At 67.8% G+C, this 26,184-nt stretch carries 21 protein-coding genes; 3 read left to right on the forward strand and 18 right to left on the reverse strand.

The features are described 5' to 3' along the window. Positions 1 to 41 precede the first annotated feature (41 nt). From AB0M14_RS01495 to infA, 11 genes are all read right to left on the reverse strand, one after another. Entirely contained in the window at positions 42 to 1,064 is a 1,023-nt protein-coding gene (locus AB0M14_RS01495) for a helix-turn-helix domain-containing protein (RefSeq protein ID WP_364987080.1), read from the reverse strand. Between the two features lie 27 nt (positions 1,065 to 1,091). Further along, on the reverse strand, positions 1,092 to 2,054 hold the full coding sequence (locus AB0M14_RS01500; RefSeq protein ID WP_364987083.1) for a helix-turn-helix domain-containing protein: 963 nt from the start codon (positions 2,052 to 2,054) through the stop codon (positions 1,092 to 1,094). A 486-nt stretch (positions 2,055 to 2,540) separates the two neighbouring features. Next, positions 2,541 to 3,368 (reverse strand): LLM class F420-dependent oxidoreductase, encoded by an 828-nt coding sequence (locus AB0M14_RS01505; protein ID WP_364987086.1) that lies wholly within the window; start codon positions 3,366 to 3,368, stop codon positions 2,541 to 2,543. Between the two features lie 65 nt (positions 3,369 to 3,433). Beyond that, complete coding sequence (gene truA / locus AB0M14_RS01510) at positions 3,434 to 4,243, reverse strand: tRNA pseudouridine(38-40) synthase TruA (protein ID WP_364991212.1); 810 nt, start codon at positions 4,241 to 4,243, stop codon at positions 3,434 to 3,436. Between the two features lie 164 nt (positions 4,244 to 4,407). Next, positions 4,408 to 4,923, reverse strand: a complete 516-nt coding sequence (gene rplQ / locus AB0M14_RS01515; RefSeq protein WP_364987089.1) for a 50S ribosomal protein L17 — start codon at positions 4,921 to 4,923, stop codon at positions 4,408 to 4,410. A gap of 50 nt (positions 4,924 to 4,973) precedes the next feature. Continuing rightward, complete coding sequence (locus AB0M14_RS01520) at positions 4,974 to 6,032, reverse strand: DNA-directed RNA polymerase subunit alpha (protein WP_067785162.1); 1,059 nt, start codon at positions 6,030 to 6,032, stop codon at positions 4,974 to 4,976. A 99-nt stretch (positions 6,033 to 6,131) separates the two neighbouring features. Then, the gene (gene rpsD / locus AB0M14_RS01525) at positions 6,132 to 6,737 is read right to left on the reverse strand and encodes a 30S ribosomal protein S4 (RefSeq protein WP_209883947.1); all 606 of its coding nucleotides are present in this window, start codon (positions 6,735 to 6,737) and stop codon (positions 6,132 to 6,134) included. 21 nt (positions 6,738 to 6,758) lie between these two features. Further along, positions 6,759 to 7,172 (reverse strand): 30S ribosomal protein S11, encoded by a 414-nt coding sequence (gene rpsK / locus AB0M14_RS01530; protein WP_209883949.1) that lies wholly within the window; start codon positions 7,170 to 7,172, stop codon positions 6,759 to 6,761. Positions 7,173 to 7,181: 9 nt separating this feature from the next. Continuing rightward, the gene (rpsM, locus tag AB0M14_RS01535) at positions 7,182 to 7,553 is read right to left on the reverse strand and encodes a 30S ribosomal protein S13 (RefSeq protein WP_364987094.1); all 372 of its coding nucleotides are present in this window, start codon (positions 7,551 to 7,553) and stop codon (positions 7,182 to 7,184) included. Positions 7,554 to 7,758: 205 nt separating this feature from the next. Continuing rightward, positions 7,759 to 7,872 carry a 50S ribosomal protein L36 gene (gene rpmJ / locus AB0M14_RS01540; protein ID WP_011207363.1) on the reverse strand — a complete coding sequence of 38 codons (114 nt, stop codon included), beginning with the start codon at positions 7,870 to 7,872 and terminating at the stop codon, positions 7,759 to 7,761. A gap of 111 nt (positions 7,873 to 7,983) precedes the next feature. Then, on the reverse strand, positions 7,984 to 8,205 hold the full coding sequence (gene infA / locus AB0M14_RS01545; protein ID WP_003418601.1) for a translation initiation factor IF-1: 222 nt from the start codon (positions 8,203 to 8,205) through the stop codon (positions 7,984 to 7,986). Positions 8,206 to 8,526: 321 nt separating this feature from the next. On the opposite strand from infA, the gene AB0M14_RS01550 reads away from it, so the two are divergent. After that, positions 8,527 to 11,946, forward strand: coding sequence for an AAA family ATPase (locus AB0M14_RS01550; RefSeq protein ID WP_364987097.1), 3,420 nt, complete (start codon positions 8,527 to 8,529; stop codon positions 11,944 to 11,946). Between the two features lie 50 nt (positions 11,947 to 11,996). On the opposite strand, the gene AB0M14_RS01555 is transcribed toward AB0M14_RS01550, so the two are convergent. The 3 genes from AB0M14_RS01555 to AB0M14_RS01565 form a co-directional block, all read right to left on the reverse strand. Further along, the gene (locus tag AB0M14_RS01555) at positions 11,997 to 13,415 is read right to left on the reverse strand and encodes an FAD-dependent oxidoreductase (RefSeq protein ID WP_364987100.1); all 1,419 of its coding nucleotides are present in this window, start codon (positions 13,413 to 13,415) and stop codon (positions 11,997 to 11,999) included. Between the two features lie 111 nt (positions 13,416 to 13,526). Continuing rightward, a complete protein-coding gene (locus AB0M14_RS01560; RefSeq protein ID WP_364987103.1) occupies positions 13,527 to 14,111 on the reverse strand; it encodes a GNAT family N-acetyltransferase in 585 nt (194 codons plus the stop codon). 22 nt (positions 14,112 to 14,133) lie between these two features. Then, a complete protein-coding gene (locus AB0M14_RS01565; protein ID WP_364987107.1) occupies positions 14,134 to 14,943 on the reverse strand; it encodes a GntR family transcriptional regulator in 810 nt (269 codons plus the stop codon). A 258-nt stretch (positions 14,944 to 15,201) separates the two neighbouring features. Between AB0M14_RS01565 and AB0M14_RS01570 the strand changes: the two genes are divergently transcribed. After that, entirely contained in the window at positions 15,202 to 15,618 is a 417-nt protein-coding gene (locus AB0M14_RS01570) for a DUF4254 domain-containing protein (protein ID WP_364987110.1), read from the forward strand. 70 nt (positions 15,619 to 15,688) lie between these two features. On the opposite strand, the gene eccCa is transcribed toward AB0M14_RS01570, so the two are convergent. Genes eccCa through eccD form a run of 3 tightly spaced genes read right to left on the reverse strand, consistent with a single transcriptional unit; the run spans position 15,689 to position 22,721 of the window. After that, complete coding sequence (eccCa, locus tag AB0M14_RS01575) at positions 15,689 to 19,801, reverse strand: type VII secretion protein EccCa (protein WP_364987114.1); 4,113 nt, start codon at positions 19,799 to 19,801, stop codon at positions 15,689 to 15,691. A 3-nt stretch (positions 19,802 to 19,804) separates the two neighbouring features. Next, on the reverse strand, positions 19,805 to 21,223 hold the full coding sequence (gene mycP / locus AB0M14_RS01580) for a type VII secretion-associated serine protease mycosin (RefSeq protein WP_364987116.1): 1,419 nt from the start codon (positions 21,221 to 21,223) through the stop codon (positions 19,805 to 19,807). 19 nt (positions 21,224 to 21,242) lie between these two features. Next, entirely contained in the window at positions 21,243 to 22,721 is a 1,479-nt protein-coding gene (eccD, locus tag AB0M14_RS01585) for a type VII secretion integral membrane protein EccD (protein ID WP_364987120.1), read from the reverse strand. A 135-nt stretch (positions 22,722 to 22,856) separates the two neighbouring features. Here eccD and eccA point away from each other — a divergent pair, with 135 nt between their 5' ends. Beyond that, positions 22,857 to 24,674 (forward strand): type VII secretion AAA-ATPase EccA, encoded by a 1,818-nt coding sequence (eccA, locus tag AB0M14_RS01590; RefSeq protein WP_364987123.1) that lies wholly within the window; start codon positions 22,857 to 22,859, stop codon positions 24,672 to 24,674. A 56-nt stretch (positions 24,675 to 24,730) separates the two neighbouring features. On the opposite strand, the gene eccB is transcribed toward eccA, so the two are convergent. Continuing rightward, a complete protein-coding gene (gene eccB, locus AB0M14_RS01595; protein WP_364987126.1) occupies positions 24,731 to 26,176 on the reverse strand; it encodes a type VII secretion protein EccB in 1,446 nt (481 codons plus the stop codon). Positions 26,177 to 26,184 lie beyond the last annotated feature (8 nt).

Genomic DNA, 26,184 nt, shown 5'->3' on the forward strand with positions numbered 1-26,184 from the left:
TTCCAGTAAGTGAGCGGACAATATTTCACTAACTGTTCCGGCTAGGTTGAAGCTTCACACTGGCAGCCCGTGCCAGGGTTCGGACAATGCATGCCACAATCACATCGAGCGCGGTATTCACCTGGTGTCACCCCGATTTCGTTCCGGAACACGCGATAGAACTGACGTTCGGTGGCGAAGCCGGAAGCCGTCGCCACGGCCGACAGCGGCCACGCCGGAGCCGCGCAGAGCAGCCGCTGCGCCCGCTCCACCCGCAGCCGCCGCAGCACCGCGCCGATGCCGCCGTCGGCGCCTTCGAACAGGCGATACAGCGTGCGGCGCGAGACCGCGCAGGCCCGCGCGATCGCGTCCACGGTGAGGGCGGGATCGGCGCAGTGCCGAGACATGAAGGCCAGCACCTGTTCTCGCGTCATGCCCAGGGCAGGCGCGTTGCCCGGGCCGGCGCCCGCAGCCAGCTGCACCGCCGAGGCCAGCAGCGCCACACTGTCCGCGGCGAGTTGCGCCGCCTGCCGCGGCGCGGTGCGCTGCACCCGCGCCACTCCGCTGAAGAATTGCGCGGCCACGCCCGCGGCGCTGGTTGCCGCGACGCCGATCGCGGTCGGAATATCCTGTGGCCCAACACCACTGCGCTCGCACAAGGTCTGCAACGGAACACGCACGACGACCTGCTCCCAATCGGAATCGATCTCCCAGCGGAAGGGCCGTCCGCTGTCATAGAAGACCATCGCGCCCGGCGTCAGCTCCGCCGACCGGCCGCCCTGGTGCAGGCGCCCGACGCCCCGGGTCTGGATGGCCGCGACCAGAAACGGCGCCGCGGCGCCCGCGATCAGGCGCTCGGTCCGGCGAATGACCTGCGCGACCGACCCGCGCAAGGAGAGCTCCACCCCGTCGTCGTAGCGGCCGAGGCTGATGTAGCCATGGAAGGATGCCGTCGGCCGCAGCGAAACCGCCTTCGGCACATACATTTCCGCGAGCAGCCCGGTCCAGCGCTCGACCGCCGCGCCGACCGGCACGCCGGATCCGGAGCGTAGCTCGATCGATCTGATGGGCTCCGAATCCCCCATGCCACCGCCGGCGCCAGCGGGCACGGGTCACCGATGGATGCTGCGATACTCGCCCGGGGTCATGCCGGTCTCTTGCCGGAAGGCGCGATAGAACTGCCGCTCGTTGACGAAACCGGAAGCCACAGCGACCGCGGACAGCGAGCGAGCGGGACTGACGCGCAACAGATTCCGTGCGTGCCGCACGCGCATCCGGCGCAGCACCGCGCCGACGCCGCCGTCGAAGGCCGCGCACACGCGATACAGGGTGCGCCGCGAGACCGCACAACCCGCGGCGATCCGGTCGACGGTGAGGCCGGGATCGGTGTACCTGCCACGGATGTAGGCCAGCACCTCTTGCGCGGTGAGCGCGGGCGGACCGGGCGCGTGCACCGCGGTCATCAACAGCGCCGAGGTCAGCATCGGCACGGCGTGCGCGGCCAGCGCCGCCGCCTGTTCCGGCACGGTCAGCTGCTGATAGGCCACGCCGCGCAGGAAGCGCGCGATGACGCCGAGCGGACTGTCCGGCGCGACGCGCACCGCCTCGGGCACTTCCAAGCGACGCAACCCGCTGTGCTCCCGCAGCCGGCGTAGCGGGACGCGCACCGACACCTGTTCGAAGGCGTCCTCGGCGGCCCAGCCGACGGGACGGCCACCGTCGAAGAGCACCATCTCACCGGGCCCGACCTCGAAGGTGCGCTCGCCCACCTCGATTCGGGTCCGCCCGGCAGTCTGTAGGTACACACACAGCTGCGGTTCCGCCGAACTCGTTATGTACCAGCGTGTTCGGCGCGCATCGAAGGACGAAGCCCGAGCCAGCGCGACCTCGACATCCTCGTCATAACGGGCATAGCTGCTCGCACCCTGAAACGCATCCACCCGCGCCGGCGCCCACCGCGTGGACGGAACATGCAGGTCGTCGATGAATTCCGGCCAATAGACCAAGGTTTCGTCCGCCAGGGCGTCTGCCGCGCCGAGTAGATCACCGGGACCAGCGGCAGACTCAAGACTCATCTGCACGGCCGGCCCGCCTTCCACCCGCGGAACGCGCATTCACTCCTGACCAGGTGGTTATCACCCAGCAATGTTGCCACCGCCGCCCCACCCCCGCCAAACCGGATCACCCTGCACCGCAGCGCATCTCCCGGCGGAACTGCATCTCCGGCGAAATCGGCAGTAAGACCACTCACGGCCCCATGCTCCCACCCCCAACCCCGAATACCGCGAACCCGACAGTTAATCGCCGGTTTCAATTGATCCATCCAGGCACAATAGCCAGAAATACGCCGATTCAGCCGCCGCAGCAAATCATCAGCGACACAGCTGCTCCCATCCACCCGCAGCCGACACCCGCTCCCGCCCGCACACCAGCGGCCGACGGCGACATACACCGGCCCCAGCCCGAGGTACACCCGGATCGCACACCGAACAGCGCCAACGCATCGGCTGCTGCCTATGCGCGAAAGCGACTCGGTGTGCGAAGCGTCGATGCGGCGGGCGCTACTTCAGCAGCGGGGCGAGGGTGCGCAGGGTCGGGAGCGGGTCGTCGGCGAGGGGCTGGATCGCGACGTGGTCGGCGCCGGCTTGCAGGTGGGCGTCGAGTTTCGCGGCGACGGCTTCGGCGGTGCCGTGGGCCACCACCGCGTCGTAGAAGCGGTCGCCGCCGGGAGCGGCCAGATCCTCGTCGGTCAGGCCGAAGCGGCGCAGGTTCGCGACGTAGTTCTGCAAGCCGAGGTAGAAGGAGGTGCGAGGCTGGGCGGTAATGCGGGCGCGCACCGGATCCTCGTCGATGACGACCTTGTGTTCGGTGGCGAGCAGGGCGCCGTCGCCGAGAATCGCCCGGGCACTGGCGGTGTGCTGCACCGGCACCAGGTACGGCAGCGCGCCGAGCGAGCGATCGCGGGCCAGTTTCAGCACGCGGGGACCCAGGGCGGCAAGCGCGCGGCGCTCCTTGGGGACACCGGCCGCGTCGAGTTCGTCGAAGTACTCGACCAAAGCCTCGTAAGGCGTGCGATAGGTGGTGTTGGCCTCGGGATGGCCCGCACCGATGCCGAGCAGGAAGCGGCCTGGGTACGCGGCCTCGATCCGGTGGAACACCTCGGCGACCTGCGCGGCGGGCGTCTTCCAGATGTTCACGATGCTGGTGCCGACAGTGAGCGATTGCGTTGCCGCTAAAAGGTTTTCGGCGACAACGAGGTCGTCCTCGCCGGGCGAGCTGCCCAGCCACAGCGCGCCATACCCGAGCTCCTCCAGTTCACGCGCCTGCTCCGGGCTGAGCGCGTTGAAAGGAAGCCAGACTCCGTACCGTCCAAGTTCGTCGAATGCCATTCCCTCCGCAACGCGACCGGCACCCAGGTTTGTTCCACCGAGCCGACGTGACGCGCTGGACCGGGTCAGTCGCCGCAGCAGCCTGCGTCGGGGACTGTGCGCACTTCACGCGTCTGGAGGTTACGAGCGGCCAGGTCAGCGTCGGCAGGATAGTCGACGGCGATCAAGGACAGGCCGTGCGCGGGCGCGACGGTCACCGAGCTGGAGCGTTCGGTTTCCAGCAACAGGCCGCCGACCCAGTCGGGGGTTCGACGGCCCTCGCCGACGGCGAGGATCCCGCCGACCAGGCTGCGGACCATGGACCAGCAGAAGGCGTCGGCGCTGACATAGGCGATCAGGTGGTCGCCTCGGCGTTCCCAGTCGAAACGCTGGAGTTCGCGGACCGTGGTCGCGCCGTCGCGGCGGCGGCAGAAGGCCGCGAAGTTGTGCAGCCCCAGCAGTTTCTGGGAAGCCTCGCGCATGGCCTCCAGGTCGACGTTAGCGCGGCAACCGACCACGCTGCGGGCCTCGAGCGGCTCGGCGCCGTACGGGGCGGTGGTGAGCCGGTAGGCGTAATGGCGGCGGATCGCGGAGAAGCGGGCGTCGAATTCGGGGGGCGCGAGGCGCGCGTCCTTGATGCGAACATCCTTCGGCAGGAAGCGCGCCATCCGGTGCACCAGTTTCGCGCCGTCGAAATCCGTTGCGGTGGTGTCGAAGTGGGCGACCTGCCCCTCGGCGTGCACACCCGCGTCGGTACGCCCGGCAACGGTCAGCCCGATCGGCTCCCGGAAGACCTTGCTCAGCGACTCCTCGAGCACGCCCTGCACCGTGCGCATGCCGGGCTGCCGCGCCCAGCCGATGAAATCCGTACCGTCATAAGAGATGTCGAGACGCACCCGCACTGTGCCGGCTGCGGGCAGCGCCGCCACGGCACGTTCCCGAATCGAGTTCATCGCATCCTCCACGGATTCACCTCACCGGCTCGAAAGTCGTTGTGCGCAAAGCGAACGAGCCCGCCGACCCAATCGGGTGGCGGGCTCGTTCGAGAACTCCTGACGAATCAGGCGTCCTTCTTGTCCTCGTCGGCCGGAGCCTCGGCGACCTCGGCGGCCGGCTCGGCCGCGGGGGCCTCCTCGACGACCTCGGCCTCGACCTCGGCGGCCGGAGCGGCCTGCGAAGCGGCCACGCGACGGGCGCGATCGGCTTCGTTGGTCACGGTCTTCTCGCGGACCAGCTCGATGATCGCCATCGGAGCGTTGTCACCCTTGCGGGGGACGGTCTTGGTGATCCGGGTGTAGCCACCCTCACGACCCTCGAACGACGGGCCGATCTCCGCGAAGAGGCTGTGCACGACATCCTTGTTGCGGATGACCTTCAGCACCTCGCGACGGTCGGCCAGGGTGCCGCCCTTCGCCTTGGTGATGATCTTCTCGGCGTAGGGCCGCACGGCCTTGGCCTTGGACTCGGTGGTCGTGATCCGACCGTGCTCGAAGAGCGCCGTAGCCAGATTGGCGAAGATCGCCTTCTGGTGCGACGCCGACCCGCCGAAGCGGGCACCCTTCTTGGGCTTGGGCATTGGTTTTCTCCTTGAGTAAGGCCAAGTCGGGGCATGCCTGCCCCGGCGGCCTAGAGCTGTTCGGTCTCGGCGTAGTCCTGCTCGCCGCCATCGGTGTCACTGAACGTGCCGCTGTCGCTCCACGTTCCGGTGCTCGCGTCGTAACCCACCACGGAAGAAGGATCGAACGAGGCCGGGCTGTCCTTCAGCGAGAGACCAAGCGCATGCAGCTTGACCTTGACCTCGTCGATGGACTTCTGGCCGAAGTTGCGGATATCCAGCAGATCCGACTCGGTGCGGGCAACGAGCTCGCCCACGGTGTGCACGCCTTCGCGCTTGAGGCAGTTGTAGGACCGGACGGTGAGGTCCAGATCCTCGATCGGCAGACCGAACGAAGCGATGTGATCCGCTTCGGCCGGCGAGGGGCCGATCTCGATGCCTTCGGCTTCGACGTTGAGCTCACGGGCCAGGCCGAAGAGCTCGACGAGGGTCTTGCCCGCCGAGGCGAGCGCGTCCCGGGCGCTGATGGAGTTCTTGGTCTCCACGTCCAGGATCAGACGGTCGAAGTCGGTGCGCTGCTCGACACGGGTGGCCTCGACCTTGTAGGTCACCTTGAGCACCGGCGAGTAGATCGAGTCCACCGGGATCCGGCCGATTTCCGCACCCGAGGCCTTGTTCTGAACGGCGGGGACGTAGCCGCGACCGCGCTCGACGACGAGCTCGATCTCCAGCTTGCCCTTGTCGTTCAGGGTGGCGATGTGCATGTCCGGGTTGTGCACGACAACACCGGCAGGCGGCACGATGTCACCGGCGGTGACGGTGCCCGGGCCCTGCTTACGCACGTACATGGTCACCGGCTCGTCCTCTTCCGAGGACACGACCAGGCCCTTGAGGTTCAGGATGATGTCGGTGACATCTTCCTTCACACCGGGGACGGTGGTGAACTCGTGCAGAACGCCGTCGATGCGGATGCTCGTGACCGCGGCCCCCGGGATCGAGGACAGCAGGGTACGACGCAGCGAGTTGCCGAGGGTGTAACCGAAGCCCGGCTCGAGGGGTTCGATGGTGAACTTCGAGCGGTTCTCCGCCACGACCTCTTCGGTCAGCGTGGGGCGCTGGGAAATCAGCATGTTGGATCATCCTCCTGTACGGGCACCCACTATTTGATGCCCACGTTATGGGGGTTGTGCGTAATCGCCTGCGTGACAGGCGATTACGCACTGCACTGCTTACTTCGAGTAGTACTCGACGATCAGCTGTTCGGTCAGCGGCACATCGATCTGAGCGCGCTCGGGCAGCTGGTGCACCAGGATCCGCAGACGGCCCGGGATCACCTGCAGCCAACCCGGAACCGGGCGGTCGCCGACGGTCTCGCGCGCGACCTGGAACGGCAGCGTCGGGAGCGACTTCTCCTTGACATCGATGATGTCGTACTGGGTGACCTGGTAGCTCGGGACGTTGACCGCGACACCGTTGACGATGAAGTGGCCGTGCGAGACGAGCTGACGGGCCTGACGACGGGTGCGAGCCAGACCGGCGCGGTACACGACGTTGTCCAGACGGCACTCGAGCAGACGGAGGAGGTTGTCACCGGTCTTGCCCTTGAGGCGGTTGGCCTCTTCGTAGTACCGGCGGAACTGCTTCTCCATGACGCCGTAGGAGAAGCGAGCCTTCTGCTTCTCCTGCAGCTGCATCAGGTACTCGGATTCCTTGATCCGCGCGCGGCCGTGCTGGCCGGGCGGGTAAGGACGACGCTCGAACGCCTGGTCTCCGCCGACGAGGTCGACGCGAAGACGACGCGACTTGCGGGTGATGGGGCCTGTATAACGTGCCATTTGTTATCTGTTCCTTTCCCGCTAGACGCGACGACGCTTGGGCGGACGGCAACCGTTGTGCGGCTGCGGGGTGACATCGGAGATCGTGCCGACCTCGAGGCCGGCGGCCTGCAAGGAACGGATCGCGGTCTCACGGCCCGAACCCGGGCCCTTGACGAACACGTCGACCTTCTTCACGCCGTGCTCCTGCGCCTTGCGGGCAGCGTTCTCGGCAGCGAGCTGCGCGGCGAACGGGGTGCTCTTACGCGAACCCTTGAAGCCGACGTGACCCGAGGACGCCCAGGAGATGACGTTGCCCGATGGGTCGGTGATCGACACGATGGTGTTGTTGAACGTGGACTTGATGTGCGCGTGGCCCAGCGGGACGTTCTTCTTATCCCGGCGACGCGACTTCTGGGTCTTCTTAGGACCCGAGGTACGACTCTTCGGAGGCATCGGTTATCCCTACTTCTTCTTGCCGGCGACGGTGCGCTTCGGGCCCTTGCGGGTACGCGCGTTGGTCTTGGTGCGCTGGCCACGCACGGGCAGGCCACGACGGTGGCGCAGGCCCTGGTAGCAGCCGATCTCGATCTTGCGACGGATATCGGCCTGCACCTCGCGGCGCAGGTCACCTTCGACCTTGAGGGCCGAGCTTTCGATGTAGTCACGCAGCTGCGTGACCTGCTCGTCGCTGAGGTCCTTGGAACGCAGGTCCGGGCTGACGCCGGTCGCGTCCAGGATCTCCTTGGCGCGGGTACGCCCGATTCCGAAAATGTAGGTCAGCGCGATCTCCATGCGCTTTTCGCGCGGGAGATCAACGCCCATGAGACGTGCCATGTGGCAGGTTCCTTAATGTTGCTGAGGTCTGCTCCCTGTCCGTTCCCCATCGTCTTGGCGGGGCACCGGCCTCAGTACCGGTGGTTGGCGCACGCACCCCCGGGAAAACCCGGATTGTTCCGCAGTGCGCGGCTGGAGCTGGGAGTTCTTCTTTTAGCCAATCCGAACTGCATTCGGTGCTTGGCTGGCGATCACTGAGGCTGAATCAGCCCTGACGCTGCTTGTGACGCAGGTTGTCGCAGATCACCATGACCCGGCCGTGGCGGCGGATCACCTTGCACTTTTCGCAGATCTTCTTGACGCTCGGCTGAACCTTCACGTCCGTCCAATCTTTCTTGGTTCACACAGGTGTGAACACAGTTTTTCCCCAGCCGGAAGACTGGGGAAGTTCTGTGGGCCCGGCGGAGCCGGGCGGGTGATCAACTAACGATCACTTGTAGCGGTAAACGATGCGGCCGCGGGACAGGTCGTAGGGGGAAAGCTCAACGACCACCCGGTCCTCGGGAAGGATACGAATGTAGTGCTGCCGCATCTTTCCGCTGATGTGCGCGAGAACCTTGTGACCGTTCTCGAGCTCGATCCGGAACATCGCATTGGGCAGCGGCTCGACAACTCGACCCTCGACCTCGATGGCCCCGTCTTTCTTCGCCATGTCCTCCGCGATCCCGGTTCAACGGGCGTTTCGGCCCGAACCTGGTTTGATTGCCTGGTGTCTGTTTGGATGAACCAGCCTCACAGGAAGCCAGGCATGCAAACAGTCGGCGCATAGGTGCACCGCCGCTCCAGCTTACCGGCAGGGGTCCGATCAGGCAAAAATGGGCCCGCGCAAGGCGAGGTGACCGGGCCCACGACGGGCCCGGAGTGTCGCGTAAACTGGGCGCGATCCAGAAATCGATCGAACAGATCTAGGGGGATGTGTGAACGAGCGTACCGAGTCGGACACCATCCTTGTAGTCAGTAGCGAGGCGAGGTCGTGAGTCGTAACAACGACAGCTTGCCCATGCTGCCGCCGTGGCTGGCCGAGTCGGATGGTGGTGGCTCCGGGTACGAAGAACCGGTCCAGAATCTGCCGCACGAAGACCTGATCGACGACTCCCCCAGACGCAAAGAGAAGAAGAAGCGCAAGGGGCTGTTCGGGCGCGACAAGGACAACGCCGCCGAGCCCGCTTCCGAACGCGGGTCCGATTCGTCCTGGGGTCAGCCACAGCAGCCCGCTCCGGATCTCCGCAGCGCCGCCCGGCCACAACACCCCGACACCGGTCCCGGTTCCCGGCCACAGCAGCCGGGCTCCGACGCCGGTCCCGGTTCCTGGTCGCAGCCACAACCCGACGCCTGGGGTCAGCAGCCGCCCGGCCGCCCGATGCCGCCGCAACCGCGCCCCGAGGACTCCCGCCCGTCCGGGCCGCAGAGTCGCGAGACCGCGCCGCCGCCCGGTCTGCCCACCCGTCAGCCGGGCGAGCACCGCGGCTCTTTCCAGCCGCTGGGCCAGACGCCCGACACCCCCGGCGGCGCACCCGAGCCGATGCCGTCGAGCGAGGCGACCACCCGCTACACCCGGCCGGAGCCGGAAGCGCCCGCCGCCGAACGTCCGCCGCTGCCCGAATCACCCGCACGGTTGCCCGAGCCGCCTGCGCGACTCCCGGAGCCGCCCGCGCGTTTGCCGGAACCCCCGGTTGATCGCCCGTATCTGCCCGGATCGCCCACCGGCGAACAGCCGAGCACACCCGAAACCCGGTCCCGCGATTTCGACGGCCCGCCCACCGGCGCGCGACCCGATCTCCCCGGTCCCCCGCCCGGGTCGGACAGCGCGCCACCGGTATCCAGCGGTCGCCCGCCGCTCCCCGACCCGCCCCCGGCGACCGGCGAGCCGCGCGGCGACCTCGACGGTCCGCCGCCGTGGCTGGCCGGTCCCTCCGATCCGGGCCACCTCGGCCTGGACCCCGAAGAGCCGCAAGCCGATCCGGCCCAGTCCGGCTCCGGCCCGATCCCGCGCGGCCGCCACTGGTTGCCTTCGGACCACAAGGACAACGCGCAGCCGAGCGAACCGGCAGCCGAGTCCCAGCCCGAACAGCCGTGGAACCCACCGCCTTTCACCCCGCCGGCCGAACCGACACCCCCCGGCGAACAGCGCGGCCCCGACGGCCGCCGCATTCCGGGCGCGTTCGCTCCCCCCGCCGCAGGCTCCCGCGCACCCGTCAGCGACCAGCCCGCCCCGGGTGAACGCCGCGACCCCGGCGTCTTCAACCAGCCGCCCAGCCGGCCCGGCGACCCGAACCCATTCGCACCGGCTGCAAGTGGCCAGCCCGCGCCAGGTGAACGCCGCGACCCTGGCCTCTACAACCAGCCCGGCAGCGGACAATCCAGCGACCCGAGCTTCGCACCAGGTAGCCGGCGCGCACCTGGTGGCGAGCCCGCGCCTGGCGAACGCCGCGACCCCGGCCTATACAACCAATCGCAGGGCCAGCCCGTCACCGGGCAGCCCAGCGACCCGAACCTGTCCGCACCGGCCGCAATTGGTCAACCCGCCCCCGGCGAACGCCGCGACCCTGGCCTCTACGACCAGCCCGGCAGCGGACAACTCGGCGATCCGAGCTCCTTCGCACCCGGTGGCCAGCGCGCAACTGTGGGCGACCCCATGTCCGGCGAGCGCCGCGACCCCGGTCTCTATAACCAGCCGCCGAGCCGGTCCACAGCTGGACAGCCCAGTGACGCAAACGCTTTCGCACCGCCCGCGAGTGCGCAGCGTGCACCGGTCGGCGATCAGCCTGCCCCTGGCGAACGTCGCGACCCCGGCGTCTTCAACCAGCCGCCAGGGCAGCCGAGTGATGCGACCGGCGAACGCCGCGATCCTGGCCGATACGAACAGTCGGGTGACGCCAACGCTTTCGCCGCACCCGCGAGCGGGCAGCGCGCCTCTGTCGGTGACCCGGCGGGCCCAGGCGAGCGCCGCGATCCCGGCCTGTACAACCAGCCCGGCAGCGGACAGCCCACCGACTTCGCTCCGCCGGGCAGTGGGCAGCGTGCTCCCAGCGGTGACCAAGTCGGCGCGAACCCGCCGTTCACCGGGCAGGCCAATCCCTACGCACCGCCGGCGAGCGGCCAGCGCGCCCCGGCGGGCGATCAGCCCGCGCCGGGCGAGCGCCGCGATCCCGGCGTGTTCAACCAGCCGCCGAGCCAGCCGTTCAACGCGCAGCCCGGCCAAAGCGCTTACGCCCCACCGGTGGGCGGGCAGCGGGCACCGGCCGGGGATCAGCCCGCACCCGGTGAACGCCGGGACCCGGGTGTGTTCAATCAGCCGAACCCGCCGTTCAACGGGCAGCCCGGGCCGGGCGGGCAAGCGCCCAGTGGCTACGCGCCCGGTGGCCCGGGGCAAGGCGCCGGTCCGCAGCCTTCGGGCTGGGATCAGCCGCAGGCCCCGCAACAGGGCGGCCAGTGGAGCAACGGACCGCGGCCGAATCATGGTGGCCCCCCGCCGTCGCTGGACGACGTGCCGCTGCGCCGGGCCAAGAAGGCGCCCGGCGGCGGCTGGCGTAAGGCCGTGCATCACATGTCCGGCGGCGCTATCAATCCCGGCATGTCCGCGGAGGAGTTGCGGCTGCAGGAGCTGGTGGCGCGGATCCGGCAGCCCGTGCGCGGCGACTATCGGATCGCGGTGCTGTCGCTGAAGGGCGGCGTCGGAAAGACCACCACCACCATGGGTCTCGGCTCGATCTTCGCCTCGATCCGCGGCGACCGCGTGATCGCGGTGGACGCCAACCCGGACTTCGGCACCCTGTCCCAGCGCGTCCCGTTGCAGACCCGCTCGACCGTGCGCGATCTGCTGCTGGACCCGAACGTGGAGCGCTACTCCGATGTCCGCAAGCACACCTCGCAGGCCACCAGCCGCCTGGAAGTGCTTGCCTCGGAACGGGATCCGGCCGCGTCGGAGCAGTTCGACGAGCACGAGTACCGGGCCGTCGCGCGTATCCTGCAGCGGTACTACAACATCATCCTCACCGACTGCGGCACCGGTCTGACGCACTCGGCGATGAGCGGCGTCCTCGACCTCGCGCACTCGCTGGTGCTGATCTCCTCGGCCGCGATCGACGGCGCGCGCAGCGCCGCGGCCACGCTGGACTGGTTGTCCCTGCACGGCCACGACCATCTGGTCCGCAACGCGGTCGTCGTGATCAACCTGCCGCGTGAGGGTTCGGTAAACGTCGGCATCCAGCAGTTGCGCGAGTACTTCCTCTCGCGCTGCCGCGCGGTGCACATCATCCCGTTCGACGATCACCTCTCCGAGGGCGCCGAGATCGACCTGCACCGCCTGAGCAAGCACGCCAAGCGCGCCTATGTCGAACTCGCCGCCACCGTCGCCGACGAGTTCAACCTCGACCACCGCCGTTACCACTGAACCGGCGGCCCCGCTGCCCGGAGAAGGGCTGCGGGGCTTCCGGTTTCAGATCACAGCTGGGCCAGACGCGCCGAGCCCGGCGCCAGCTCGCGCGCCACCCGCACGGCCGAGACCAAAGCGCTTTCCTGGCTGTCGATATCGACTGTGTGCGTGCCCGCGAACCACATGTTCGTGGCACTGTTCGCCTGCCGCCAGGCCTGCAACGTCGCCTGATTGGCGATGAACCCCGGGGTCAGCAGCGGGTGCCGGAAGGTGGCGTCGGAGATGATCTCCGCCGAGGGCGGCAGCGCCCGATTGGTGGTCCAGCTCTTGAAGACGTTGAATTCCCGGCAATCGCCGAGCCACATCGTGCCCTCCGAGTACTTCCCGTCCTGCAGCATGGTGTTGTAGGCCGACCAATTGCGTTTGCCGGCGGCCATGTACGTCGCCGGGCCGGTGTGCAGGGTGACCCGGGCGGTGAAGTAGGGGAAGTTCCGGTAGATCTCGGCCAGGTCCCGCCAGGCGTCCCCGCCGATGGACTGCACGAGCCCGGCCGCGGGCTCGGGCGGCAACGCCAGGACCACATGATCGACGGTGTGCGACGGAGCGCCGCCCTGGTCGGCGTCGGCGGCCCACACACCCCACTCGGCTCCGCGCCGGGCCAACTTGGTGACCTTGCCCGCCGCACCCAGACGTGTTGTGACGGTGGAGAACTGCGCCGTCATGTGGTCGACGACGTCGGAGAGCCCGGCTACCGCGTTGTAGTAGTCGAACGGCGCGGTCAGCAGGTCGTCCATCAGAGTGCGGGAGCGGGAGACGAACGCCACGGTCGCCCGTGCCGACAACGGCATCGTCTGCGCGATCGAGGCCCCCGCCAAGGTGGCGCACAGCGGATACAGCAACCGCTCCTTCATCTCGGGCCCGACCGCCAGCTCGTCCACGAATTGCTGGATGGTCTTGGTCCAGTTTCCGCTCGCCTCGAGATCCCGAGCGGCCTGGGTGAACAGGCCCATGGCCAGCAGCGGAGCCGCGTACGCCGGGTCCTGGAGGGGGAACATCCGATTCGGCGCCGGGGAGACGAACACCGGCTGGCTGATGCCCTGCTGGGTCACCGTGATGCCCATGGGCGTCGGGACCACCGGCACCCGCAGCACGTCATTGAGCAGCCGCCAGTAGCCGGGATGGGTTCGGGGACCGAAGAACTGGGCGCCGATATCGATCTTGTGCCCGTTCCACGCCACACTGCGGGCGTGTCCGCCCAGCTCGGGCAGGCTCTCCAACAGCGTCACCGAGCAGTGGCCGTCCAGCAGCCACGCCGTCATCACCCCGGACATGCCGCCGCCGACGACAGCCACCCGGGGCAGGCCGCTCGCGTCCGCCGGCCGGGCAGCGGTCAGACCCGCCGTCACCCCGAGCGCCGCACCGCCGAGCATCGCCAGCGCCGAACGCCGGGAAACCCGCGCACCGACCGGCTTCAGGCCCATAGTCATTTTTTCCTCCAGCAAAGCATCAAAAGTACTGAAGCATAGGCACGATGCTCTGGCATAGGCGACGCGGCGGAGTTGAATGTGGCCCAAGTCATAGGCCTGCGGAAGGGGGCGTCAGTCGACGCGGCGGAAGGCGGTGAGAACCGGCTCGGGCAACCGGGTGCGCGGCGCGAATGCCCAGGAGTCCGTGCGCCTTTCGAACAGCGCGCGGGACGGCCCGCGCGCGATCGGCCCGGCAATACGGGCGCGGTGGAAACCGGCGCGGCGGTAGTACTCGTGCAGGTCCGTGTTCGTCGTCCAGGCGTCCAGCCGGACCCAGGCCCGATCCTGTTGATACGCCAGCCAACCCGCGTGCTCGAGCATCCGGTGCCCGATCCGGCGCCCCGCGAAGCGCAGGTCGACGATCATGTAATGGACGATCACGGCGTCGTCCAACTCCCAGGGCGACCAGAGATCCGGGTCGGCGTGATGGTCGACGGTGATGGTGCCGGCCGGCTCACCGTCGACGTCGGCGATCCAGGTCTCCCCCGCCGCGAGCGAGCGGCCGACGGCGTGGGCGAAGGTTTCGATGGGTTTGCCGCGGCCCGCCACGGTCCACTGATCCGAGCCGCGAGCGGTGAGCCAGGCGGTGCGCTGCAGGCGTAGGCGGCAGATGACGGCGAGGTCGCCGAAGGTTGCCTGACGGATCACGGTATCCATGGCAGCACAGTGTTCTCTCTCGTCAAGGGAGGGAGATGCCACGCCGGTATGCGGTGCCCAGCGTGTCGCGGATTACGGCGATGCCTTCGTCGTCGCCGAGCTCGTAGGACAAGCGATTTCGGGTGGCGATGGAGCGGTGCCGGGTGGCGCGGGTGACGCGCTGATGGTTCGCGCCGATCCGAAGATGATCCAGCAGGATGGTTCCCGTTCCGACCCCCAGCACGATCGCCTCCTCGGCGGTGGCGGGCCGGGCACACAGGGTGTCGCGATGCGCGGTCTCGGCGTGGCCGCGGTCGGCCAGCCGCCGGGTGGTGCCCTCCGGAATGTCGTGCGGCGAGTCGATTCCGGTGGCTTCGGCCAGGTCACGCGGGTAGAAGCTGACTTCCCAGGACCAGGGCTCGTTGTCGAGATACTGGACGACGGTCCGGGCCAGCACCCAGGAATCCTCCGGAACCCCGAGCCACAACGCGACTTCGGCCGTGGCCGGCTCCATGCGCGCGCTGAATTCCTTGGTCGGCTCGCGATTTGCCGACCGTGCGATCTCTTCGAAGATATCGTGGGTCGCACGCGGGCGATCCGGGCGAATGTGGTCGGTGACCACGGACTCCAGGACTTCCTGGTTTCGCACGATCGTGCCGCGGGAAGTAGCTGTGTAGACCAGATTTTCGGTAACCAGGACCTGAATAGCGTTCCGGGCAGTAGTGATCGAGACCTGCATCTGATCGGCAAGTTCGGTGTGGCTGGGAAGCCGGTCACCAGGGTTCCACTTGCCCGCGCGGATCTCCTCGCGGAGGAGGTCTGCGATCCGGTGGTATGTCGGACCCTCCGCCATCGTGCTCCTCGGTTGGTCGTGCAGGTAACGAAGTGTACTCTTCGTCGTTTTCTACGGCCGGGTAACGCTTGACAGGTGCCTTCAGAGGTTTATTGTAATCAACGTCCTGATCCGGTGTTGTGCGGCGATGAACGGCGAGGCAACGTGGCAGGTTCGGATTCATCAACGGTAGTTATGGCCCTTCCCGGCGCACAGCGTTGCGTCGAATCGGCAGCACAGCCCGCGATTTCGGGGCTACTGCCGACCTCGGATCTACTTGTGAGAGCGTGCCGCGGCCACCGCGTCGTCGGCGGGCCGTTGCTGTGGTTTGCCCGCGATCTCGCGGTGCTGCACGAGCGCCGACTGGTCGGCCGCGGCGGCTCCATCGACACCGACCCGGTCGTGATCCTCGAAATAGAACGCCGCAGAACCGAATTGGTCATGGCGGTAGACGACTGGGTGACCCGCAGCGTGCCCCAGCACCGCCTCGGCGCGACCCTGCACACCGAGACCGTCGGCTCGGTCATCGATCGCCTGGCCGAATCCTCGGTCCGCGCCCACCACGCGCTGATGACCCTGGACGCGCATGACGAGATGCTGCACGGGGCTTGGCACCATCTGGCCGAATTGGCCGATGCGTATGACGATTTGGTGCGCGACATCGTCGCGGGGCGGCGCCGGCTTCCGGAATGGTGACGACCTGCACTCCCGAAATGTGAAAGCCCCGCAGTTCTGAAAAGAACTGCGGGGCTTTGTCCATGGGTGGTTACAGCGGCGGCATATAGGCGACCTGCATCATCTCGTTGCCGTTGCGCGTGATCAACGTGCCGCGGCCGGGCGGCAGCTTCGCGGCCCGGATGTCACCGAGGACCCGGCCCTCGTCCTTGGGCGCGCTCATCAGCAGGGCGTCGACGCCCATGTCCTTCAGTGTGCCCAGCACCTTGTCGAACATGGCCCGGCTCGCGCCGCCGGCACGGCGGGTGAGCACCAGGTGCAGACCGATGTCACGGGCCTGCGGCAGGAACTCGATGAGCGGCTCCAACGGGTTGCGGCCGCTGGACACCACCATCTCGTAATCGTCTACCACGACATAGATTTCGGGCCCGGTCCACCAGCTGCGCTCCCGCAGCTGCTGCGGCGTGATGTCGTTGCCGGGGATCCGTTTCTGCAGGTAGTTCGCGACCTCCTTGACCATCCCGAAGGAGGTCTGCGAGGAGGTCGAGTACCCGGCCAGCTGCGCCCCCTCCAGCACGCCGAGCATGGTGCGCCGGTAGTCGATCAGGATGACGCGGGCCTCGTCGGACGTGGAGTTCTCCGTGATGCCGGCGACGATGTTGCGCAGCAGAATGGTCTTGCCACATTCCACATCGCAGAAGGTGTAGAAGTGCGGTTGCACCTCGAAATCCAGCACCATCGGCTGGAGTTCGGATTCGCCGATGCCGATGACGGCCCGAGTCTTGCTCTGGTGGATGCCCTGGCGGGTAGCCTCCGCGACCACGGCTTCTCGCGACAGCTCCCCGGGCAGCATCCGGACCTCCGGCGCCCGGCGGCCGCCGTAGAGCTCGTTGAGCTGATCCTTGGCCGCGCTGACCCCCTCGGACAGGGTGCGCGGGTCGGAGTCGGAATCCAAGCGCGGCAACGCGATCAGCAGGTGCAGCTTGGCCGCGGTCAGACCGCGGCCCGGCCGCCCGGTCGGCACCAGCACCGCGGTGCGGCGGTCCATTTCGGAGTCCGACGGGTCGCCGAGGCGGAGTTCGATGCGGGTGCCGATGAGGTCCTTGACCTGCGGCCGGATCTCCGGCCACCGGGTGGTGGAGACCATCAGGTGGACACCGTAGGAAAGCCCCTGCGCGGCGATCGCGTTGAGCTGCGGTTCCAGCATGTCGTAGTCGGCGCGGATGGTGGGCCAGCCGTCGATGACGAGAAAGACATCACCGTGCTGGTCCTGCGCGAGCGGATCGGACTGCCGCTCGGCCGGCGAGAGCTCGGCCAAACGGGCCTTGCGCCTGCGGAATTCCAGGATCGAGTCGATGCCCAGCTCCCGGAACAACTCCTCACGGCGCCGCAGGATCCCGGTGACCTCCGCGATGGTGCGGCGGATCCGATCCACCTCCATGCGGCCCGCGACCGAACCGACGTGCGGCAGTCCCGCCAGACCCGACAGCGTGCCGCCGCCGAAATCGAGGCAGTAGAACTGGACCTGCTCGGGGGTATGGGTAGCCGCCGCCGCCATGATGACGGTACGCAGAGTCGTAGATTTACCCGACTGCGGACCGCCGACCACCGCGACGTTGCCCTGCGCCGCGGACAAATCCACGATGAGGACGTCACGGCGCTGCTCGTAGGGCTTGTCGATGACACCCAGCGGCAGCCACAGCTGCCCGTGCCGGTTCACCGGCGAACGCCAATCCGGGTCGGGCAGCAGCATGTCCACCGACGGGGATTCCTCCAGCGGCGGCAGCCAGACCTCGTGCGCCGGGCGGCCGTGACCGCGCAGGCGATCGACGACGGTGGTCAGCAAGGTCGCGGGCACCGCCTCGGCGACCGACATCGGAGCCTCGTCCTCGTCCTCGTCCACGAATTCCCCGGGTGGGGGCGGCAATTCGGGCAGGCCCAGGCGGCCGGGCGGCGGCGGCAGTTCGGGCCGTCCGCTGGGTGCGGCCTCGCGCGCGGGTTCGATGATCTCGGGCATATCGACCGGAGCCGCGGTGAACACCGCGGGCGACTGCCCGCCGACGGTCTTGCCATCCACCTGGCGAGTGCCGCGCGGCGAAACATAGGGCCCCGACACGTAACTCGCGTTGAAACGCAGCGGATCGTCGGCATCGCTCTTGAGGTAGCCGGAGCCCGGGACGCTGGGCAGGTGGTAGGCGTCCGTGATGCCGAGCACCGCGCGAGATTCGTTGGCGGAGAATGTACGCAGGCCGATGCGATAGGACAGGTGTGAGTCCAGCCCGCGTAGCTTGTTCTCCTCGAGCCGCTGCGAGGCCAGCAGCAGATGCACCCGCAGCGAACGGCCGAGCCGGCCGATCATCACGAACAGATCAGCGAAATCCGGCTTCTGCGAGAGCAATTCGGAGAACTCGTCGACTACGACAAACAGCGCGGGCAGCGGATCCAGGTCGGCGCCCGCGGCGCGCGCCTTCTCGTATTCGGTGACGTTGGCGAAATTCCCGGCCGAGCGCAGCAGTTCCTGGCGCCGGGTCATCTCACCGGAGAGCGCGTCCTTCATACGGTCGACGAGCGCCAGTTCCTCTTCGAGGTTGGTGATTACCGCGGACACGTGCGGCAGGGAATCCAGGCCGAGGAAGGTCGCGCCACCCTTGAAGTCGACCAGGACCAGGTTCAGCAGGTCCGGTGAGTGCGTGGTCACCATGGACAGCACCAGCGTGCGCAGGAACTCCGACTTACCGGAACCCGTTGCGCCGATGCACAATCCGTGCGGACCCATACCGTTCTCGGCGGACTCCTTGATGTCGATCTCGACGGGCGTGCCGTCAGGGGTGACACCGATCGGAACCCGCAGCCGCTCCCGGTCGCTGCGCGGGCGCCACACCGTCGCCGGATCGATCTGAGCCGCGTCCGGGATCTTCAACAACGACATCAGACCTGGATCGGACCGGGTTTCGTCCCCCAGGCTGACCATCTGGGCGGCTGTCGCGATGCGATAGCGCGCCAGATCCCGGGCCAGCGCCGCCGCCTCGGCTCTGGTGACGTCATCGGCGCTGGCGAATTTCTCCACGCCCGCAGCGGATTTCGCGGCCACCATGCGGTCCTCGGTGACGACCAGCTGCAAGCCGCGGCGCACCGCGAGACCGCTCTGCGGGGCGGTCAGGTCCAGCACGGTCACCGAGTCCAGGCCGGCGTCGCTGACCACACGTTCGGAACCGCTGACGTAGCCGTCGTCGATGATCACCAGCAGATGGATCCGGCCCGCCGTCGGCTGCGCGTTGCGCATGAACCGGCCGCGCTCCACCAGTTCGGCGGACATCGAGGTTTCGAGTTCAGCCAGCGAGCGGTACATCATCCGGGCCGAGCCCATACCGTCGCGGTCCACCGGATGCTGCAGGTGTGGTAGCCATTTCGCCCAGCTCCACGCCGGGGCATCGGGATCGGCGCAGATAATCGCGACGGCGGTGTGGTCCGGTCCGTGGAAGGTGGTGAACTCCATCAGCATCGAACGCACCAGCGTCAGCACCGCCTCGCGGTCGCCCTCGACGTTGATCGCGGGAAAGGCGCGCAGCGAGATCGCGGTGGGCAGACCGTGCACCACCGAATGCGTACGCACAAAGCGGCGCAACGCGACGGTCGAGACCGGCTCCAGGTCTTCCAGCGGACCGGTCTCAGGCCGGGCCAGTTTGGTCGCCAGGCGGTGGCTGCCCACGCCGACCCGCACATGCCCGAAATCCGGGTCGTTGGGACGGCGTTCCCACATCCTGCGGGAACCGATCACCGACTGCAGATCACCGGGTTCCGGATGGCTCCACAGCAGTGCGGCGAGCTGCTGATTGCCGGTCTTGCGCACGTCCTTGCGGACCTGGTCGAGGTAGCGGAAGTAGTCCTTGCGCTCCTCGTTGAGCTCGGCGGCCTTCTTCGGCCCGCCGCCGCCGCGCATGCCTGCCATCATGCCGAACATCGACATCAGCATCATCATCGGAAACATCATCATGAATGGGTTGGCCAGCAGATTTCGGCCCATCATGACCATCATCGCGATCATGCCGACCACGGCGACCACCATCACCACCGGCATCAGCTTCATCAGCAGATTGCCGGCGACCGGACGGTCGAGCTCCGGCGGCGCGGACAGCGCGACCTCGCCGCCCGGCGGACGCGGCGGCGCGATCCGCGGACGGCGCACGAAACCTTCGGTTGCCATGTCCTACAACCCCTCTCGAGTTTCTGGCTCTGCCCCCGGATCGACGCTCATGCTGCGACCCCGCCGGAACGGGATCGAGGCGGCGTAGCCGAGCCCGAGCAGGGTGAGCAGCGTGATCGAGCCGATGGTGGCGACCAGGCGCGGCGCCGGATCGACGTACGGCGGCGGGGACGGCCCGGCGATCTTGCGCGGGATGTCGGAGCCGACGCCCACCGGTTTCGGCGGCAACTGCGCGGTGAGCGCGGCCAGCGGATCGACCAGGCCGTGACCGATCCGGTCGTTGCGGCCGGTGTCCGGCGCCTGCGCGGTCTGCTTGATCCGTTCGATCACCTGGGCGGCGTTCAGTTCCGGGAACCGGCTCCGGACCAGCGCGGCCAGTCCGGAGACGTAGGCGCTGGAGAAGCTGGTCCCGTCGATGGTGGAGTAACCCTCCTGGGTCTGGGTGGCGTTGACCAGCCCACCACTACCCGGTTTGCTGTCGAGTGAGACGATTTCGCGGCCCGGCGCGGCCACGCCCATCCACGGGCCGTGCAGCGAGAACGGCGAGGCCGAGCCGTCGGGTTCCACCGAGGCCACCGACAACACGTAGGGCGTGAACCAGGCCGGCGTGACGATGGTGCTCACCGAGCGCCAGCCGGAGCGGTCGTTCTGCTTCTCACAGGCCGTGCCCTGCGCGGTGTTCCCGGCGGCCGCGACGACCACTACATTCCGGTCGTAGGCGTACTTCACCGCGGCGCCCAGCGCTCCGTCGGCGGAATTCGCATTGGCGGGAATACAGGCGACTTCGGAAATATTGATCACCGTCGCACCCATGTCCACGGCCCGGACCACGCCCGCGGCAAGGGTATTCACGGTGCCATAGCCCTCCCGCGTGATGACGCCCGGCTCCTCCCTGCGATTGCGGTCCTTGGCCTCGTAGGCCGAACTCAACTGCCGGATGGCCAGGATCTCGGCTTCCGGTGCGACACCGGAGAATCCGTCCTCCAGGCTGGGCCGGGCGGCGATGAGGCCGGCCACGAAGGTGCCGTGGCCGTCGCAGTCGACGGTGCCGTCGGTGTTGGAGACGAAGTCGCCGCCGGGCTGCAGCGCGGGCAGGCGCCAGTGCTGATTCACGCCCGTATCGATGACGGCGACCTTCTGTCCCGCGCCGCGGCTGAACTGCCAGGCCTCCGCCAGGTTCAGCACCCGTTGCGCCAGTGGCGCTTCCTGTGGCACGCCACCGCGCAGGGTGGGTTCGGCGCAGACCTTGTGCTGTTCGGTCTCGTCCGGCGGCTTGCCGCTGGCCGCCAGGCCGAGGATGCCGCCGAGCGCACCGTCGTCGATCTTGGGTGGGGCGACCGCCATGGCGGGAGCGGGGGATCCGGCGCTCAGGGCCAGCACCGCGGCGACTACCGCCGCTCGCAGCACCCTCCGGGAGATCATCGCGAAAACCACTGCGGGATCAAATGTTCCGGGCGGCCGAGTAGATGTCCATGATCCACAGCACCAGCGGGATGATGGTGCAGATCAAGAGGTATTCGAAGATCTCGCCGGTGCGCCGCATCGGCGGCGACATCTCGGTGTGCGGGCCGATGACACCGAAAGCCACTGCGGCCGTGGCGACTACGAGCAGCATGCCGGCGATCGGCACCAGCCAGCCGGGCTCGCCGAGCGCGAGACCGACGCCGAGCGCCACCAAAGCCGTGGTGCCACCAGCGATCAGCGTGCAGGCCTGGACCAGGTCGGCGAAGGCCCGGCCGCGCAGGCACAGGATGAGCGAGACCACGATGCCGAGGGTGATGCCCTGCCACCGGGTCGTGCCGAGCGGATTCGCAGCCAGCACAACGCCGATCGCGGCGGCGACGGTACAGCCGATGACCATGCCGGATTGATACTCGTTGGCCGCGCGCGCCCGATGCTCGAGCCCGGCGGCGGAGGGCAGCGCGGTCGCGCCGATCGCGCCGATATCCTCGATGGTGGGCCGGGGTTCGTGATCGGCGGGGTCGATGGCCGCGCCGGCGGTCGGCACCGGCGGCACCGGTAGTCGCGCGGCGGCAACGGCCAAGCGCGGCACCAGGGTGATCACGATCAACGCGCCGACCAGGACACCGGCGGCGACCTTGGACAGTGCCGGATCCCAGATCATGCGCACCATCGCGGCGAAGCCGCCGAACAGGGCCAGCGTGATCACGGTTGCGAACATGGTCGCACCGGTCCGAGCCAGGCTGTAGAGCACGGCGGCGGCGACGAGCGTTGCGACACAGGCGAACATCGCATGCGGGCTACCGAAGTCGTTGGGCACGAACAGCGCTGTGCCCGCGAAGATCAGCAGCAGCGCGTACAGCGACAGCATGATCACCGGCAGTCTTGCCTCGTCCTGGTACCGGCGGGAGACCAGCACCGCGGCGCCGCCGGCGACTAGTCCGGTACCCAGCGCGATGAACCCGACCGCCACGCCGGCGCCGTCGTGCTTGGCCACCGCGAGCAGATAGATCCCGGCCAGCACCGCGCCCAGCCCGACAAGCAGGCCGAGCCAGCGCGCCGAGACCGGCGACCAGTGCCGGAACGAGGTCGCGGTCAGTTTGGAGACCGCGTCGATGACGTCGTCGAAGAGCGCCGGGGACTCCTTGGCGGTCACCGAGCGCAACACCAGCAACTCACCGTCGAATACCTCGGCCTCGGTGAGCGATTGGTTTGCCGGGATCGGGTCACGGCCGATGCGCGCGAGCGTCCAATGCTGCGTCTGCAGCGGCGCTCCGTCCTCGTGCTCGGTGAGATCGGGGTTGCGCGATTCGATCAGTTCGACCACGTCGGTGATGAACGCGGCAATCGGAACAGTGGCAGGCAAACCCAGATCCAGCTGGGTATTGCCGCCGATCACCGAGACTCGGCACAACTCCGGATCAACGGCAGCCACAGCGCTGCTAGACGGATCGGTCACAGCTCGGATGACTCCCTACCTAGAACACACTTCAACGCCATGCAACGTACTCAACTTAACGGAGAAGTCCCGTACCCGCAGCGGCTATGCTTGGCGAGAAACAGCACATCCGTTTGTTTTTAGGGGCCAACCCGTATGACCGGCAACCGCCAAGCACAACGCGCATTCGACGCTGGTGTCTTGTCCTTGGGCATTGTGATCGAGGGGCAGGAATCAGCCCGCGATCTCGAATATGCCCAGCTCGCCTTCCAGCGCGCCACCGAATGGGACCCCGGGATGTGCGACGCCTGGCTCGGGCGCGCAGCCGCGGGCGAGCACACCCGGGAGGTGATCTTCAACCTCTACAAAACCAGCACCGCAACGCTTTTCCGGGAGCAGCGCCGGCTCGGCCTGCCGGCCCGGGCGCTGGCGGGCCGGTTCACCCTCGGGCAGTACATCGACTACCCGGTGGCAAGCTACACCGAGATCTGGCTGGCCCAGGCCGCGCAGCTGATCACCGACGGCGACTACGACGAAGCCGAGAAGGTGCTCGACGAACTGGCCAAACACCGGTCCGCGCAGGTGTCCTCGTCCGATCGCGAGATCGACGACCGGATCTGCGCGTACGCCCGCGGCGTACTGCATTTCACCACTCAGCGCTGGCCGGATGTGATGACGGTGCTGGCCGGATCAGCGGGCTGGGAGGACGCCTATCTGGCCGCCGGCGCGCACGTCATGGTCGGAACGGCCTGTGCCCAACTGGGTTTGTTCGGTGAGGCGATCCGCCGGATGGAAGCCGCCGAGGCGGGCCCGATTCCGGCCGCGGCGACCACCGCCCGGTTCTGCCGCGGCTTGTGCCTGCGCGAGACCGGCGACGAGGAGCAGGCCCAGGCGCTGTTCGAGAAGGTCTTCTCGGAGGCGCCGGGTTTCGAGGCCAACACCATGGCCATGCGCGACCGCAAGTACCGGCTCACGGTGACCACCAAGGAGGTCATCGACGCGCGCACCAACAAGTGGGATCCGGCCTCGGCGCCCTCGCTGGAACAGATGGGCCAGGAAGAGCGCGACGACAAAGCCAAGTTGATCTTGGAGAAGGCGCGCACGGAACTCGATGAGCAGATCGGTTTGGCCGGCGTCAAAATGCAGGTGGCCAAGTTGCAGGCAACTGCTCAGCTAGCGCGGATCCGTGCCGAAAAAGGAATGGCGAGCGGGTCCCGTGGACAACATCTAGCATTCACCGGCCCGCCAGGAACCGGTAAGACAACCGTTGCTCGCGTGGTGGCAAAAATTTACTGTGGCTTAGGAATTCTCAAGACCGATAAGCTGATCGAAGCCAAACGTTCTGATTTCGTCGGCCAGCATTTGGGCAGTACCGCGATCAAAACGAACAAATTGATCGACTCCGCCATGGACGGCGTGCTGTTCGTCGACGAGGCCTACACACTGATTCAAACCGGCCTCTCCGGTGGCGACGCGTTCGGCCGCGAAGCGGTCGACACCCTGCTGGCCCGCATGGAGAACGATCGCGACCGGCTCGTGGTGATCATCGCCGGATACGACGGGGAGATCGACCGGTTCCTGGCCTCCAACGACGGTCTGGCGTCCCGTTTCGCGAAGCGCGTGAAGTTCGATTCGTACTCCCCCGAGGAGCTCGGCGATATCGGCACCTTCATCGCGCGCAAGCGGGATTCCCAAGTGTCGGAGGAGGCGCAGGCGCTGCTTGTCGCCGCGTGCGCAGAGCTGTACCAGCGGCAGGCCACCGATCAGAGCGGCGAGATCCGGCGGGGCATCGATATGGCCGGCAACGGCCGGTTCATCCGCAATGTGATCGAGGCGGCCGAGGAGGAGCGGGAGTTCCGGCTGGCCAACGACATCAACCTGGATCTGAGCGCGGTCGACGAGTCGGTGCTGATGCGGATCGAGGCCGCTGATATGCAGAACGCGCTGGACAACGTGCTGGCGACGCTGCGCTGACCCTGGCAGAGGAATACGGCCCCGAGGATTCGGGGCCGTATTGCGTTGCGGGGCGATCAGTTCGTGGTCGGCAGGGTGTCGTAGCTGACGAGGGCTTCCTCGCGCGAGAGTGTGGGACCTGGAACCAGCTGCCCGATGATGGGCCATGGTGCGGGCCGGGGCTTCTCGGCCAGGCCGAGGATGCCGGCCGTTTCCGCGTCCGGGATGCCGTAGCGAATCCCGTTGTCGGAGATGTAGAACAGGCTGCCCTTGCGCACGCTGTCCGGCGCCATACCGGTGACCTGCAAGTACTCCCCCGAATTCGGCGGAATGTAGGCGGTGTCGATGCGGTCGCCGGTGCCGTCGCCGGTGGCCAGGTCCACCACCTTGGCCGAACTCGGCAGTGGCAGTGCGCGTCCGGCGAACACTGTGATGGTGGCGGCCGGATCGGAGGGCTTCTTCGCCCACTGCATGCAGCTGACCTTGTTGTCCTCCGGGGTCATGATGCGCGGGATCGGGCCGGGGAATTTATCCACCGGCAGCTGGCTCACCACCGGCACGCCGACGACCCGGTCCGGCGGCACCGAGATGACCTCGTTCATCTCCTGCGAGTTCGCGTTGCGGATCACTTCGGCGGAGAACGGCGAAAGCCGCTGCACACCGTCGGAAAGCACGACGTACAGCTCCTCGGAGCCGACCCGCTGCACCCGGATCACGCCGCCGATCGGCACACCCGACAGCCGGCCCGGGCCTGGTTCGCCGAGGCGATCGATCTTGGGCGGGGTGAGGGCGGGAACCTGGGTGGCGGAATTCAGCAACCCGGCGCTGACCGGACGCGGGTTGTACTCCTCGAGGCCGAGCGAGCGGGAAAGCACCGAATCCTTCGGGTCCACCTCGGCGCGCTTGCCGTCGAACATCAGGAAGGTTTTGCCGCCGCGGCTCACCAGCAGAGCCTCGTCGGCCTGTAGCGGGCGGGCGGCGCCGGGTACGCCGGTGTTGAGCGCACCGGCGATGACAGTGGATTTCGAGCCCGGCGAGTGTTCCGCGCTGCCCGCCGCGGACAGTTCCACGGTGTCGCACAGGCTCCAGATCGAGTCGGGCGAGGAGGCGCCCGGCAGCGATGCGGGAACGCCGGGAATGCCCACCAGCGGCCCGCGCGGCATGGTCAGCTTGGATTCCTTGACCGAGGCGGGTTTCTCGTTGCTGGCGGCGATCAGGCGGGCCGAAGCCAGGTTCAGCGCCGGATGCAGGGTCCCGTCGACGATCACGTAGAGCGCGCCGGTTTCCTTGCCCATCACGATGTTCGCGTCGCCGATCGAGCCGACCGGGCGCAGGAACGCCAGGATCGCGGCGCCGGCGACCACCAGGATGCCGAGCACGGCTCCGACAACCAGCGAACGGAACTGCGAACGCATCGGATCGTGCAGCATCCGGATATCGCGGCGGATCAGCGCGTGCTCATACCTTTTCAACAGAAAGCGGTAGCCGTTGACTTGCGCCTTGGTAGTCAACTGTGCGGGCACGAACGCCT

This window comes from Nocardia sp. NPDC051832 (genome assembly GCF_040681285.1).
Taxonomy (GTDB): domain Bacteria; phylum Actinomycetota; class Actinomycetes; order Mycobacteriales; family Mycobacteriaceae; genus Nocardia.

Excerpts from the sequence above, each read along its gene's own strand:
- AB0M14_RS01495 (WP_364987080.1), bottom strand. The coding sequence starts at position 1,064 with ATGGGGGATTCGGAGCCCATCAGATCGATCGAGCTACGCTCCGGATCC.
- AB0M14_RS01500 (WP_364987083.1), bottom strand. The coding sequence starts at position 2,054 with ATGAGTCTTGAGTCTGCCGCTGGTCCCGGTGATCTACTCGGCGCGGCA.
- AB0M14_RS01505 (WP_364987086.1), bottom strand. The coding sequence starts at position 3,368 with ATGGCATTCGACGAACTTGGACGGTACGGAGTCTGGCTTCCTTTCAAC.
- rplQ (WP_364987089.1), bottom strand. The coding sequence starts at position 4,923 with ATGCCCAAGCCCAAGAAGGGTGCCCGCTTCGGCGGGTCGGCGTCGCAC.
- AB0M14_RS01520 (WP_067785162.1), bottom strand. The coding sequence starts at position 6,032 with ATGCTGATTTCCCAGCGCCCCACGCTGACCGAAGAGGTCGTGGCGGAG.
- rpsD (WP_209883947.1), bottom strand. The coding sequence starts at position 6,737 with ATGGCACGTTATACAGGCCCCATCACCCGCAAGTCGCGTCGTCTTCGC.
- rpsK (WP_209883949.1), bottom strand. The coding sequence starts at position 7,172 with ATGCCTCCGAAGAGTCGTACCTCGGGTCCTAAGAAGACCCAGAAGTCG.
- rpsM (WP_364987094.1), bottom strand. The coding sequence starts at position 7,553 with ATGGCACGTCTCATGGGCGTTGATCTCCCGCGCGAAAAGCGCATGGAG.
- infA (WP_003418601.1), bottom strand. The coding sequence starts at position 8,205 with ATGGCGAAGAAAGACGGGGCCATCGAGGTCGAGGGTCGAGTTGTCGAG.
- AB0M14_RS01555 (WP_364987100.1), bottom strand. The coding sequence starts at position 13,415 with ATGACTATGGGCCTGAAGCCGGTCGGTGCGCGGGTTTCCCGGCGTTCG.
- AB0M14_RS01560 (WP_364987103.1), bottom strand. The coding sequence starts at position 14,111 with ATGGATACCGTGATCCGTCAGGCAACCTTCGGCGACCTCGCCGTCATC.
- AB0M14_RS01565 (WP_364987107.1), bottom strand. The coding sequence starts at position 14,943 with ATGGCGGAGGGTCCGACATACCACCGGATCGCAGACCTCCTCCGCGAG.
- eccCa (WP_364987114.1), bottom strand. The coding sequence starts at position 19,801 with ATGGCAACCGAAGGTTTCGTGCGCCGTCCGCGGATCGCGCCGCCGCGT.
- mycP (WP_364987116.1), bottom strand. The coding sequence starts at position 21,223 with ATGATCTCCCGGAGGGTGCTGCGAGCGGCGGTAGTCGCCGCGGTGCTG.
- eccA (WP_364987123.1), top strand. The coding sequence starts at position 22,857 with ATGACCGGCAACCGCCAAGCACAACGCGCATTCGACGCTGGTGTCTTG.